Source organism: Pseudomonas nitroreducens (assembly GCF_024170165.1).
Lineage (GTDB): Bacteria > Pseudomonadota > Gammaproteobacteria > Pseudomonadales > Pseudomonadaceae > Pseudomonas > Pseudomonas nitroreducens_C.
The window spans coordinates 156,442-168,998 of record NZ_JALJXP010000002.1; the positions used below are offsets into that span (position 1 = coordinate 156,442).

Below are 12,557 nucleotides of genomic sequence, written 5' to 3' on the forward strand. Positions count from 1 at the left end.
GAAAGCTTGCCCGAATCAGCTTGCAGAAGCCCCGCTACGCGCCGCGTTGCGGGGCTTTTTCAATACCTGCCGGCGCGTGCGCCGCCCGCCAATGATCCACCGGGAAGACCTCTCCACCGCTGACGCTTTGCCACCGACAACAACAAGGGACAATCCCCATGCAAACCTGGCAGCAGCTCTATACCCCGCTCGGCAGCCTCGGCCTCTCGGCCCTGGCGGCCCTCGTGCCGATCATCTTCTTCTTCCTCGCCCTGGCGGTGTTCCGCCTCAAGGGTCACGTCGCCGGCGCCATCACCCTGGTGTTGTCGCTGCTGATCGCCATCAGCGTCTACCACATGCCGGTGGACAAGGCGCTGGCCTCAGCGGTCTACGGCTTCTTCTACGGGCTCTGGCCAATCGCCTGGATCATCGTGGCGGCGGTGTTCCTCTACAAGCTGACGGTCAAAAGCGGGCAGTTCGAGATCATCCGCAGTTCGGTGCTGTCGATAACCGTCGACCAGCGCCTGCAGGTGGTGCTGATCGGCTTCTCCTTCGGTGCCTTCCTCGAAGGCGCGGCGGGATTCGGTGCACCGGTGGCGATCACCGCGGCGCTGCTGGTGGGCCTGGGCTTCAACCCGTTGTACGCGGCCGGGTTGTGCCTGATCGCCAACACTGCACCGGTAGCCTTCGGCGCGCTGGGCATCCCGATCATCGTCGCCGGGCAGGTGTCGGGGGTGGACGCCTTCAAGATCGGCGCCATGGCCGGCCGCCAGCTGCCGATCCTGTCGGTGATCGTGCCCTTCTGGCTGGTGGCGATGATGGACGGCTGGCGCGGCATCCGCGAGACCTGGCCGGCGCTGCTGGTGGCCGGCGGCACCTTCGCCATCAGCCAGTTCCTCACCTCCAACTTCATCGGCCCGGAGCTGCCGGACATCACCTCGGCGTTGCTGAGCATGGTCTGCCTGACCCTGTTCCTGCGCGTGTGGCAGCCGGCGAACGTGCGTGAGACGGAGTTCTCCAGCATCAACGCCGACGGCACCGCGACGTTGGGCGGCGTCGGTGGAAGTGGCGGTCAGCGCCGGGAATCGCAGTACAGCTTCGGGCAGATCTTCAAGGCCTGGTCGCCGTTCCTGATCCTCACCGTGCTGGTGACGATCTGGACCATGAAGCCCTTCAAGGCGATGTTCCTGCCCGGCGGCGCGCTGGAGAACTGGGTGGCGGTGATCGCCGTGCCCTACCTCGATCAGCTTGTTCTGAAGGCTGCGCCGATCGTGGCCAACCCGACGCCGATGCCGGCGATCTACAAGTTCGACCTGGTGTCGGCCAGCGGCACGGCGATCTTCTTCGCGGCGCTGATCTCCATGGCCATCCTGCGCATCGGCGTGAAGAGCGGCGCGGCGACCTTCGGCGAGACGCTGAAGGAGCTGAAGTGGCCGGTGCTGACCATCGGCATGGTGCTGGCCTTCGCCTTCGTCACCAACTACTCGGGGATGTCCACGACTCTGGCGCTGGTGCTGGCGGGAACCGGCGCGGCCTTCCCGTTCTTCTCGCCGTTCCTCGGCTGGCTGGGGGTGTTCCTGACGGGATCGGACACCTCGTCCAACGCCCTGTTCGGCTCGCTGCAGGCGACCACCGCGCACCAGCTCGGGGTCAGCGACACGTTGCTGGTAGCGGCCAACACCACGGGTGGGGTAACCGGCAAGATGATCTCGCCGCAGTCCATCGCCGTGGCCTGCGCGGCCACCGGGATGGTCGGCCGCGAGTCGGACCTGTTCCGCTTCACGGTCAAGCACAGCCTGATCTTCGCCGCGTTCATCGGCCTGATCACCCTGGCGCAGGCCTATGTGTTCACCGGGATGCTGGTGCACTGATTCGCCGCTGGAGCTTCGCGTAGGGCGAATAATGCGTCAGCGTTATCCGCCGTGCGGGACTGGAGCTCCCTGTAGGAGCGGGCCATGCCCGCTCCTACAGGGGCGGCGATGCTTCAGAAATCCACCTTCCCCCGCCCCGCCTTGATCGCCCCGCGCTTGCTCTTGCCTTCCAGCCGGCGCGTCTTCGAACCCAGCGTCGGCCTGGTCGGGCGGCGCTTCTTCTCCACCTTCGCGACGCTGCGGATCAACTCCGCCAGGCGGTTCAGCGCGTCCTCGCGGTTCTGCTCCTGGGTGCGGTACTGCTGCGCCTTGATCACCACCACGCCGTCGCTGGTGAGGCGCTGGTCGCTGAGGGCCAGCAGGCGTTCCTTGTAGAACTCCGGCAGGGAGGAGGCGCGCACGTCGAAACGCAGGTGCACGGCGCTGGACACCTTGTTGACGTTCTGCCCGCCGGCGCCCTGGGCACGGATGGCGTTCAGCTCGATCTCGGCGTCGGGAATCTGCACGGTATTGGAAATCTGCAGCATGGAGAGGATTCAACGGGGAAATGATGATCAGGATACCGCGCACCGCGACGCCTGTCGCGAAGCCTTCCAGTTCGCCGCGGAGCGCCCGTTCCTGACTTTCGCGTCAATTTTTGTATACGGATTTGTGTACAAGTTTTTCTTGCAATGTCGGCAATTCACCATTAGAACCCAGCCTGTCACCGACCGCAGTTCCGCCTGCGGGACGCCGGCCCCGAAGCCACGAAAAACAAGAACAATACAGAGGTGCAGCATGGTTTCATCCGCGATGACGGCCTTTGGCGCCGCCCGCCCCCAACTGCGTTCCAGCCGCCGCCTGAGCAACGGCCGCCGGTTCGCCCTCGGTACCGCGCTGGTGCTTGCCCCGCTGGGCATGGCGCAGGCCGATGACGACGATCGCTTCTTCGAGTGGACCAGCAATACCCTCGGGTACCGTTACGGTAAGGGCTTCACCAACCCGAACAACCCGCACGACATCAGCAAGAACATCTTCAGCTTCAGTCACGCCGACGGTTACCGCTACGGCAGCAACTTCTTCCATCTCGACGTGCTGGAGTCCGACAGCAATGACCCGCGCAAGGGCACCGACCACGGCAGCAGCGAGGTCTATGGGGTATTCCGCAGCCAGCTGTTCGCCTCGCGGGTGTTCGACCTGCCACAGGGCAAGGGTCTGGTGAAGGACCACGCCTTCACCTTCGGCTTCGACGCCAGCCGCAACAACAACCTCGGCTCGGCGAAGAAACGCGCGCTGGTGTTCGGCCCCACCATCAAGTTCAACAGCCCCGGCGTACTCGACCTGTCGCTGTTCTACTACCGCGAGAAGAACCACTCCGGCATCCCCAACGTGAAGCACCCGGACCACACCTTCGACACCACCTACATGGTCAACCTGACCTGGCTGCGGCCGTTCCAGCTGGGCGACCACGGGGCGAAGTTCCAGGGCTTCCTGAACTACACCGGGGAGAAGGGCGAGGATTACAACGACAACGACACCGCGCCGGAAACGCTGGTGCGTACCTCGCTGATGTTCGCCCCCCTGCCCGGCACCAAGCGCCAGCCGAACCTGTGGGTCGGCGTGGGCTACGAGTACTGGCACAACAAGTTCGGCGTGGACGGCGGACGCGGCACGCGCACCTCGACGCCGACGGTGAACCTGGAGTTCACCTTCTAGCGGCAGGTGTGGCGGCTGTTCGCCCAACGCCAATCTCGCGAATCGAACGCGAATGAAAAAGCCCGGCATCTGCCGGGCTTCTTCGTTCGGGTGCTACAAGAACAATCAGTTCTCCTTGCAGGCCACGCCGTCGGCGGGCTCGCCGCCTTTCCAGTCCTTGTACAGGGTGGCGTCTTCGCCCTTGGTCCACCACACGTACTGGCCTGCCGCATAACGCGCTCCGGAGGCGGAGATGACGTTGGCGAAGACCAGGCTGGAGGCGTCGCTCACCGGCACCACGGCCAGGCTGTTGTCGCCCTTGTTCAGGTACTGCACGCTGATCTTGCGGCCGTCCTCGCACTTGTACGAGACGCTGCGCGAATCCAGTTTGGCGTCACCGGGCAGGACCAGTGCATCGACCTGGGGTGCTTTCTTTTCCTCGCCGCCGCAGGCGACGAGAAGGACCGGCACGGCGGCCGCGAGCAGCCAAAGTGCTTTTTTCATGAGTATCCCTCTAACGAAAAATGGCCCGGTCACTCTAGGAAAGGTCGGGGCGCACGGTCAATCACGGGCGGCCCGTCTCAAAGTCGGGCGGCGGAGCTGTGACCTCGACAGCCGGGTTCACTGGGCGTCGGGCTGCACCTCGGGAGCGGCCTGCTGGAAGGCTTCGAGGGATTCGCAGCGCGCGGCGATGGCGAGCAGGCGCGGGCAAGCGGAGAGGTCACAGTCGAAGCGGCGGGCGTTGTACAGCTGGGGAATCAGGCAGGCCTCGAAGTAGCCGGGCCGCTCACCCAGGGACAGCGGGCCGGTCCAGTGGGCGACGCCCTCTTCCACCGCATGCAGGCCGGTTTCGACCCAGTGGCGGATCCAGGCATTCTTCGCCTCGTCCACCACACCCAGCGGGCCGCTGAGGTACTGCAGCACGCGCAGGTTGTTCAGCGGGTGGATGTCGCAGGCGATGTGCAGGGACAGCGCGCGAACCTGCGCACGTTGCAGCGCATCGCGCGGCAGCAGGCCGGGTTGCGGATGGGTTTCGTCGAGGTATTCGAGGATGGCCAGGGACTGGGCGATGCGCGCGTCACCATCCACCAGCAACGGCACCAGCTCCTGCGGGTTGAGCGAGCGGTAGTCGGCGGCGTGCTGCTGCCCGCCGTCCTTCACCAGGTGCACCGGGACCTGGCGGTAGGCCAGGCCCTTGAGCCCGAGGGCGATGCGCACGCGGTAGGCGGCACTGGAGCGCCAGTAGGAATACAGGGTGAGCATGGCGGTTCTCCGCGAGCGGCCACGCGAGCTGCGCGGCCACCCGGCAAGCGCGTTACTGGTCGGAGATCACGCCACGGCGAATCTGGTCTTCCTCGATGGATTCGAACAGGGCCTTGAAGTTGCCCTCGCCGAAGCCCTGGTTGCCCTTGCGCTGGATGATCTCGAAGAAGATCGGGCCGATCACCGTGTTGGTGAATATCTGCAGCAGGATACCGTCGTCGCCCGGCGCGCCATCGATGAGGATGTTCAGCTCGCGCAATTGCTGCAGCGGCTCGCCGTGACCGGCGACGCGGGTGTCGACCTTGGCGTAGTAGGTGTCCGGAGTGCTCATGAAGTCCACGCCGTTGGCGCGCAACTGGCGCACGGTGGCGTAGATGTCCTCGGTGGTCAGGGCGATGTGCTGGATGCCCTCGCCGTGGTATTCGCGGATGAATTCCTCGATCTGCGACTTGTCGTCCGCCGACTCGTTGATCGGGATGCGGATCTTGCCGCAGGGCGCGGTCATGGCGCGGGACAGCAGGCCGGTGAGCTTGCCTTCGATGTCGAAGTAGCGGATCTCGCGGAAGTTGGCGATGCGCTCGTAGAAACCGGACCAGACGTCCATCTGGCCGCGCTTGACGTTGTGGGTCAGGTGGTCGATGCACAGCAGGCCGACGGCGTTGTCGTTGGCGCTGCGGCCTTCGATGAACTCGAAGTCGACGTCATAGATGCTCTTGTCGCCATAACGGTCGACGAGATACAGCAGCGAACCGCCGATACCTTCGACGCAGGGGATGTTCAGCTCGCCGAAGTTGGCGTGGCTGCCCACCAGTTTCGCGCCCTGGGATTCGACGTAGGCAGCGGCCTGCGCTGCGTTCTTCACCCGGAAGGCCATGGCGCAGGCGCTCGGGCCATGCTTTTTGGCGAACTCGTGGACGTGGCCGGTGGGGCTGCCGTTGAGCACGATGTTGATGTCGTTCTGCTGGAACAGGAAGACTTCCTTGGAACGGTGCTTGGCGGTCTCGGTGAAGCCCATGCCGGTGAACAGCTGGCGCAGTTGCTGGATGCCCTGGGCGTCGGGGGCGGTGAATTCGACGAACTCGAAGCCGTCGGTGCCGATGGGGTTGTGCTGTTCGATCTTGGTCACGGCGTTCATCCGGCCTCCTCGTTGTCATTATCGGCTGGCTCGGCTCGGGGCCGTCCAGGCGTCTGGAATGCCTCCATCTCAACTGTCGCGGGGCTTTGGAACAAGCAGGACAATGGCCACTCCGCGCTTGATTGCACAGCGAGCCCGGCAAGAAATCCTTACACCCCCCAAAGACCCATGCGGCATGCCGCCACACCGTAAAGAATTCGTGACAAGGTGGTGCGCCAGCCTGCCAGCCCGCTCTCGTCAGGGCGCCGTGCGGCGGCTACCATGCGGCCCATCTCCCCTGCCCGAATCGGACTATGGCCCGCACTACGGCCCGCGCCGCTCCCCCTGATTTCGAAGCTACCCCGGCGACCCTGCGTGCCCTGGCCCGCAGCTACCCGCGCGGCCTGCACATCGAGCCGCACTCCCACGACTGGGGGCAGGTGCTCTATGCCATGTCCGGGGTGATGTGGCTGGAGACGCCCTCCGAAGCGCTGCTGGTGCCGCCCAACCGCGCCGTCTGGCTGCCGCCGCAGGTGCCCCATGGCATCCGCGTGGTCAGTGAGTTGCAGATGCGCAACATCTACCTGCGACCGGGGACGGCGGATTCCCTTGGCGAGCAGGTGCAGGCGTTCGAAGTCGGCGGACTGCTGCGCGAGCTGATCGTCCGGCTGGTGGAGCACGAGCGCGAGCCGGACACCGATTATTACCAGGCACTGTCGCAACTGGCCGTGCTGGAACTGCAACGCGCGCGCAGCCTGCTATTGCGTGTGCCGCTGCCGGACGACTCCGACCGCCGTCTGCTGAACCTGTGCCTGGCGGTGATGGCCGAGCCGAGCCAGGAGATTTCCTTCGAGCAGCATGCCGCCGACGCCGGCGCCAGCGTGCGTACGCTTGCCCGCCTGTTCACACGCAGCCTGGGCATGGGCTTTGCCCAGTGGCGCCGGCAGGTGCAGCTGGCCACGGCAGTGGCGCAACTCAACGAAGGCCTCGCGGTAAGCCAGATCGCCCATGGACTGGGGTATCAGCCGGGGAGCTTCAGCGAGATGTTCCGGCGGGAACTGGGGGTGGCGCCGTCGGAGTATTGCGCCAAGTGAAGTTTGGCGTTGGCCGGTTCGCGAGCAAGCTCGCTCCTACGAAAAGCAAAATGCCCTGATCTGGCTCTGGCTCTGGCTCTGGCTCTGGCTCTGGCTCGAAAGTCTTCCAGAGAAATACCCGCGCACTCCGAACTGCCCCGTTCAGGAGGCCTCGTTGAAGCGGAGTTTCAGGGGTTGAGCGGCATGGATGCCGCGAGAGCTGCGATGGGCCAGGGACGGCCCTTCGCGGCGTGCCCCTGGAACTTCGCTTCAACGAGGGAATTTTTCGCCTAAGCGAAAAACCGGATGTCCGGGGCAAGACCTTTGCCTACTTTGCGTCGTTTGGCAAAGTAGGTCGCCCGAGGGGGCGAAACCCAATACCTCCGCGCATGTCTATGCGACGCAGAAACACTCAAGCCGACGCAGCAGACCTCCGACACCAGAGCAAAGCACCGGCCCTGCAGGCGGATCTCGGGCGGGGCCTGCTGCTGCAGGACCGTAGGGCGCATAACCCGGAACGGGTTGTCCGCCGATTACCTTGCGGCGGATAACGCTGGCGCGTTATGCACCCTACGATCTGGCCCCAGCCCTCTCCTGGGCCCGACACGCCCATCCAATACCCCCTGCCCACATCTGTCCGATATTCCGAAGCCAATGACCGGCGGCGCCCCGGCGCGGCTCCTAGACTGGCTCCATTCCCGCCAGCCGCCGGAAGCCCCCGCGGAGTACAAGATGAACTACCTGATATCCCTGGCCATCGGCATCAACGTCGGCCTCGCCTACCACTTCCTCGACTTCCGCTCGCCAGCGCCGCCGCTGGTGGCGCTGGTCGGCCTGCTGGGCATGCAGATCGGCGAGAACGCCCTGCCGCTGCTGAACCGCTGGTTCCACTGACCCCCTCGTCTACCACTGATTGCCAAGGATCCGTGCCATGAAAGCCCTGCAATTCGATCGCACCGGCGACCTCGCCGCCCTGAGCTTCATCGACATCAACGACCCGGTACCCGCCGCCGACGAAGTGCTGGTGGAAATCCACGCCGCCGGCCTGAACCCCAGCGACGTGAAGAACGTCCTCGGCCGCTTCCCCTACACCACCCTGCCCCGCGTTCCCGGCCGTGATTTCGCCGGCACCGTGGTGCAGGGCCCGGCCGAGCTGCTGGGTAAATCCGTCTGGGGCACCGGCCGCGGGCTGGGCTTCAGCCGTGACGGCAGCCACGCGCAGCTGATGAGCGTGCCGGCCGGCGGCGTGGCGCTGATGCCCGAGCGCATGAGCTTCGCCCAGGCCGCCAGCTGCGGCGTGCCCTTCACCACCGCCTGGGACGCGCTGGAGCGCAGCCAGGTCGGCGCCGGCACCCGCCTGCTGGTGATCGGCTCCGGCGCCGTCGGCGCGGCGGCCATTTCCCTGGCCAAGGCCCGTGGTGCCGAGGTGCTGGGGGCGGTTCGGCGCGCCGAGTCGCAGGCGGAACTGCAGGCCCAGAAGGTGCCGAGCATTCTGCTGGGCTCGACGGACACCCTGGCGGCGCAGGTGGAAGAACACTTCCCCGGCGGCGCCGAGGTGATCTTCGACACCACCGGTTTCTGGCTGCCGGCGGCGGTTTCCGCGCTGGCCACCTTCGGTCGCATCGCGATCATCGCCGCGCCGGTGGACGGTCACGTGCAGCTGCCGGCCCTGGCGCTGTATCGCCGTGGCGGCTCGGTGGTCGGAGTGAACTCGCTGCTGTACGACACGGTGGCCTGCGCCGCGATGCTGCGCCAGTTCGGCCAGTGGTTCGACGACGGCAGGCTGCCGCTGCCCACGGGCCTGCGCGAAGTACCGCTGAGCGAGGGGGTGCAGCGCTATCACGAGATCAACGAGGGGAGCAGCGAGAAGATCATTCTCGTGCCCTGAGTCGGGCCGCGGCTGTGAGGTTCGCCTCTCAGCCGGCTATCTGCATCGGCCCGCGCCGCACCTCACCCTGCACCTGCTCCAGCGCCAGGCACTGGTCGAGGAACAGGCGCATGTAGCCGTAGCTCTTGCAGATCGCCTCGCGCAGCGCCAGGCAGCGTGGCATGGCGAGTTGCGGACCGCAGAGGGTGCAGATGATCTCCAGGGCCTCCCAGGGATGATCGTCGTCGTAGCGGGCGTGCATCCTCAGCCAGCGCATGGCGTCCTTGCGGGTACCGGCAGGCAGGCTGCGTTCGTAGGTGTCGGTGGAGCAGACCAGCGCCGACCAGTCGCCGGTCGCGCCTTCGATGGCGTAGTTGGTGGCGGCCATGGCCAGCGCCAGCTCCTCGGTGGCGCAACTGTGCCAGCACCAGTGGCCGAGGGCGTGGAGTTCGGCAGGCACCAGCTGGGCCTTGAGCTCGGCCAGGGTCACGCCGTAGGCCTCGGCCCAGCGCACCCAGTAGTCGGCGTGGTTGAGCTCGACGCGGATATTGCGCATCAGCCAGCGCCGCGCCATGTCTTCGCCGGGGCTGCGGCCGAAACGGGTCTTGAGCAGGTTGTGGGACATGTACAGGGGGAACTGCTCCACCACCTGCCAGCCGCCGATGAGGAAGGCGCGCAGGGTCTGCCGGCTCAGCTGGCCGTCGCGCATGCGCGCATAGAGGGGATGCTCGACCACCGCCAGACGGCTGGTTTCGCACTCCTGCACCAGGCGCTGGGCCCAGTGCGGATAGCTGGAAAGCTCCTTGAGCGGCCCACTGCGAACAAAGGTGTCGTTCATCCAAGGCTCCGTTGCTGGTCGATCCATGCAAGCACCGGTAATTCAGGCCTCAGGTTAGTCCTGTCCTGGCTGCGCGTCACCGTCCGGAGGTTGTGTCGGATGCTACAGCTGCGACGTGGGTCTCACGCAGGAAGCTCCGATTGAAGGGTTGCGGCCGCGCCAACCCGTAACCCTGGGCGTAATCGATGCCGATCTCCCGCAGGGCTTCGAGGATTTCCTGGGTTTCGACGAACTCCGCCACCGTACGCTTGCCCATCACGTGGCCGATCTGGTTGATCACCTGGACCATGGCGCGGTCGATGGGGTCCTCGAGCATGTCCTTGATGAAGCTGCCGTCGATCTTCAGGTAATCCACGGGCAGGTGCTTGAGGTAGACGAAGGAGGACATGCCGGCGCAGAAGTCGTCCAGCGAGAAACGGTAGCCCAGGACCTTGAGTTCCTGGATGAAGCGCGTGGCGTTGACCAGGTTGGCGATGGCGCTGGTTTCGGTGATCTCGAAACACACGCTGGCGGGCTCGATGCCGTAGCGCGGCTGCACGTCGCGGAGGAAGTCGAGGAAGGTGTCGTCACCGATGGTAGCGCCGGAAAGGTTGATGGCGCAGGTATGGATCGGTTCGTATCCGCCTTCGGCGATGCGCTCGGCCAGGATCCTGAAGGCATTCTCGACCACCCAGCGGTCGATGTCCGGCATCAGCCCGTAGCGCTCGGCGGCAGGGATGAAGTTGATCGGCGCCACCAGCCGGCCGCACTCGTCGTTCAGGCGCAGCAGCAACTCGACGTGGGCGCCCTCCATCACCCGGTCGTCGACCGGGAAGATCGACTGCGCATAGAGACAGAAGCGCTCCTCCTCCAGCCCCAGGCGGATGCGCTGTACCCAGGCCATCTCGCCGACGCGGTTGGACAGCTCGGTATCGTCCGGGCGGAACACCTGGGCGCGGTTGCGGCCCTTCTCCTTGGCCATGTAGCAGGCCATGTCGGCGCAGCGCAGCGCCTCCTCCACCGACACCAGCATGGCGGAGATGTGCACCACGCCGATGCTCACGGTGATGTTGAAGCCGCGGCCCTCCCACATGAAGTGCAGCGCCTGCACGGTCAGGCGGATGCGCTCGGCGATCTGCACCGCCATGTCCGGCGGGCAGTGTTCCAGGAGGATGCCGAACTCGTCGCCGCCCAGGCGCGCCAGGGTGTCGCCGTCACGCAGGCATTGCTGCAGCACGGAGCAGACCTGGCGCAGCAGTTCGTCGCCGGCGGCGTGGCCGCAGGTGTCGTTGACCAGCTTGAACTGGTCCAGGTCCAGGTACATCAGCGAGTGCTGGTCGTGGGAGTCCGCCGAGCTTTCCAGCGCCTGCTTGAGGCGGAACTCGAACTCGCGACGGTTGGTCAGGCCGGTCAGTGCGTCGTGGGTTGCCTGCCACGACAGGCTGGCCATGTACTGGCGCTCGCGGGTCATATCGTGCAGCACCAGCACTACGCCGATCACACGGCCATCGGCGTGAATCGGCGTCGCCACCAGGGTTACGGCCACGCTGGTGCCATCCAGGCGCTGGATCAGCTTGCTGGTCTCGCTGCCGCCGTCCACCTCGCCGCGCAGGATCTGCCCCACCAGCGGCAGGCCCTCCGCCTGTGAGTTCTCGTCGAGTACCCGCAGCAGCGAACGCAGCGGCAGGCCGACGGCCATGGAGTTGTCCCAGCCGATCAGGCGTTCCGCCGCCGGGTTGAAGTAGGCAATGCACTCATGTTGATCGAGCGTCACCACGCCGTCGCCGATGGCCGCCAGGGTGGTCTGCGCACGCTCCCGCTCGGTGTCCAGGGCACTTTCGAAGGCGCGCTGCTGGTGCAGCAGCTTGCGCGTGCGCCAGACCGCCAGGAGGATCAGCGCCAGACCGGTCAGGCCATTGGCTACCAGCAGCACCCACATGATCATCCGCGAGCCCTGCCCCAGCGCGGCGGAGAACGCCATGGCGGCTGGCGTGACGCCGTCGTTGATGGCCTGGATGCGGCTGTTCCAGTAGCTCAGGTCGCCCGGGCGGACATCGTTGGCGCGGATCTTCGCGCTCATCTCGTCGGACAGCTGCTCCAGTTGGTCGAGGTAGGCGTCGCCGATGATCCACATCTTCACGGCCTGGTCGAAGTAGCTGTACTCGTGGAAATAGCGGTACAGCCAGATCAGCGCGCCGACATCGTCGGGATGGATGCCGCCCTGCAGGGCGCCGGCGCGGGCCAGCTCCAGGTCGGGTTGGCTGAGGTCGAGGGCGGCGCGGAAAGTCCGGTCACCCTGGGGAATGGCGATAGCGGTGCGGTAGCGCTCGTAATCCGCCGAGTCGCGGCTCTGGCCATAGAGTTGCAGGTAATGAATGGCGTCCTTCTGGCCCTTGGACCAGAGGCTCTCGCCGCCCACATAGGCGCGCACCCCGGAGAGAATAAAGAAGCTGCCGCTGCCGATCAGCGTCTGTAGCAGGACCACGACCATGAACGGCCAGACCAGCTTGAGCAGACGCGTCGTACGCCGGGTCGGCAACAGTCCCATTGCATCCATAACCAGTTTCAACTTCCTTCTTCTGATCTCTGCCAGACCGCAGGGGAGAACCCTCACTCCACCTCGGGGACTTCTCTGTCAGGCCGCCCCTTTTCTTAACTTCTAGCCGATCGCGGCAAAACCTCAAACTGCGGGGCATGGCGCTTGGTCGGCTGGCGGCCTGCCGCCCGGCGGAAAAGTACTCCTGCGCCCTCTGCCCGGGCCTTCTCCCAGCGACCGGGATGACAGCCGATTAGTGGCCTTGCGACAGTCAAGGCCATGTGCCATACCTCAGTCGATCGTGCAATCTGCACCGTGCAATCTGCAAGGCAACGAGAGCAATCCCCAAGCAACGGACGGAGC

The 12,557-nt window shown here is 65.6% G+C and carries 11 protein-coding genes; 5 read left to right on the top strand and 6 right to left on the bottom strand.

Annotated features, from left to right (window positions below; translation table 11 throughout):
* Positions 1-158: 158 nt before the first annotated feature.
* Complete coding sequence (locus J2T47_RS05050; protein WP_253443069.1) at positions 159-1,850, top strand: lactate permease LctP family transporter; 1,692 nt, start codon at positions 159-161, stop codon at positions 1,848-1,850.
* A gap of 113 nt (positions 1,851-1,963) precedes the next feature.
* On the opposite strand, the gene arfB is transcribed toward J2T47_RS05050, so the two are convergent.
* A complete protein-coding gene (gene arfB, locus J2T47_RS05055; protein ID WP_253443070.1) occupies positions 1,964-2,377 on the bottom strand; it encodes an alternative ribosome rescue aminoacyl-tRNA hydrolase ArfB in 414 nt (137 codons plus the stop codon).
* A 370-nt stretch (positions 2,378-2,747) separates the two neighbouring features.
* Here arfB and J2T47_RS05060 point away from each other — a divergent pair, with 370 nt between their 5' ends.
* Positions 2,748-3,545: a nucleoside-binding protein gene (locus J2T47_RS05060; RefSeq protein ID WP_253443793.1), complete on the top strand. Its 798-nt coding sequence runs from the start codon at positions 2,748-2,750 to the stop codon at positions 3,543-3,545.
* A 105-nt stretch (positions 3,546-3,650) separates the two neighbouring features.
* Here the strand turns inward: J2T47_RS05060 and J2T47_RS05065 are convergent, their stop codons facing one another.
* The 3 genes from J2T47_RS05065 to hppD all read right to left on the bottom strand — a co-directional run bounded on the left by J2T47_RS05065 (position 3,651) and on the right by hppD (position 5,922).
* Entirely contained in the window at positions 3,651-4,028 is a 378-nt protein-coding gene (locus tag J2T47_RS05065; protein WP_253443071.1) for an MliC family protein, read from the bottom strand.
* Between the two features lie 117 nt (positions 4,029-4,145).
* The gene (maiA, locus tag J2T47_RS05070) at positions 4,146-4,787 is read right to left on the bottom strand and encodes a maleylacetoacetate isomerase (RefSeq protein WP_253443072.1); all 642 of its coding nucleotides are present in this window, start codon (positions 4,785-4,787) and stop codon (positions 4,146-4,148) included.
* A 52-nt stretch (positions 4,788-4,839) separates the two neighbouring features.
* Positions 4,840-5,922 carry a 4-hydroxyphenylpyruvate dioxygenase gene (hppD, locus tag J2T47_RS05075; protein WP_253443073.1) on the bottom strand — a complete coding sequence of 361 codons (1,083 nt, stop codon included), beginning with the start codon at positions 5,920-5,922 and terminating at the stop codon, positions 4,840-4,842.
* Between the two features lie 293 nt (positions 5,923-6,215).
* Between hppD and J2T47_RS05080 the strand changes: the two genes are divergently transcribed.
* The 3 genes from J2T47_RS05080 to J2T47_RS05090 all read left to right on the top strand — a co-directional run bounded on the left by J2T47_RS05080 (position 6,216) and on the right by J2T47_RS05090 (position 8,862).
* Positions 6,216-6,995, top strand: coding sequence for an AraC family transcriptional regulator (locus J2T47_RS05080; protein ID WP_253443074.1), 780 nt, complete (start codon positions 6,216-6,218; stop codon positions 6,993-6,995).
* 711 nt (positions 6,996-7,706) lie between these two features.
* Positions 7,707-7,868: a DUF1427 family protein gene (locus J2T47_RS05085; protein WP_253443076.1), complete on the top strand. Its 162-nt coding sequence runs from the start codon at positions 7,707-7,709 to the stop codon at positions 7,866-7,868.
* 37 nt (positions 7,869-7,905) lie between these two features.
* Entirely contained in the window at positions 7,906-8,862 is a 957-nt protein-coding gene (locus J2T47_RS05090; RefSeq protein ID WP_253443078.1) for a quinone oxidoreductase family protein, read from the top strand.
* A 28-nt stretch (positions 8,863-8,890) separates the two neighbouring features.
* Here the strand turns inward: J2T47_RS05090 and J2T47_RS05095 are convergent, their stop codons facing one another.
* Positions 8,891-9,679 carry a TenA family transcriptional regulator gene (locus J2T47_RS05095; protein ID WP_253443079.1) on the bottom strand — a complete coding sequence of 263 codons (789 nt, stop codon included), beginning with the start codon at positions 9,677-9,679 and terminating at the stop codon, positions 8,891-8,893.
* 76 nt (positions 9,680-9,755) lie between these two features.
* Positions 9,756-12,206: an EAL domain-containing protein gene (locus J2T47_RS05100; protein ID WP_253443794.1), complete on the bottom strand. Its 2,451-nt coding sequence runs from the start codon at positions 12,204-12,206 to the stop codon at positions 9,756-9,758.
* Positions 12,207-12,557: the final 351 nt, after the last annotated feature.

Bases quoted from the DNA above. Each gene is read 5' to 3' on its own strand.
- J2T47_RS05060 (WP_253443793.1), top strand. From the start codon at position 2,748: ATGGCGCAGGCCGATGACGACGATCGCTTCTTCGAGTGGACCAGCAAT.
- J2T47_RS05100 (WP_253443794.1), bottom strand. From the start codon at position 12,206: ATGGGACTGTTGCCGACCCGGCGTACGACGCGTCTGCTCAAGCTGGTC.
- J2T47_RS05095 (WP_253443079.1), bottom strand. From the start codon at position 9,679: ATGAACGACACCTTTGTTCGCAGTGGGCCGCTCAAGGAGCTTTCCAGC.
- hppD (WP_253443073.1), bottom strand. From the start codon at position 5,922: ATGAACGCCGTGACCAAGATCGAACAGCACAACCCCATCGGCACCGAC.
- arfB (WP_253443070.1), bottom strand. From the start codon at position 2,377: ATGCTGCAGATTTCCAATACCGTGCAGATTCCCGACGCCGAGATCGAG.
- J2T47_RS05050 (WP_253443069.1), top strand. From the start codon at position 159: ATGCAAACCTGGCAGCAGCTCTATACCCCGCTCGGCAGCCTCGGCCTC.
- J2T47_RS05065 (WP_253443071.1), bottom strand. From the start codon at position 4,028: ATGAAAAAAGCACTTTGGCTGCTCGCGGCCGCCGTGCCGGTCCTTCTC.
- J2T47_RS05090 (WP_253443078.1), top strand. From the start codon at position 7,906: ATGAAAGCCCTGCAATTCGATCGCACCGGCGACCTCGCCGCCCTGAGC.
- J2T47_RS05080 (WP_253443074.1), top strand. From the start codon at position 6,216: ATGGCCCGCACTACGGCCCGCGCCGCTCCCCCTGATTTCGAAGCTACC.
- J2T47_RS05085 (WP_253443076.1), top strand. From the start codon at position 7,707: ATGAACTACCTGATATCCCTGGCCATCGGCATCAACGTCGGCCTCGCC.
- maiA (WP_253443072.1), bottom strand. From the start codon at position 4,787: ATGCTCACCCTGTATTCCTACTGGCGCTCCAGTGCCGCCTACCGCGTG.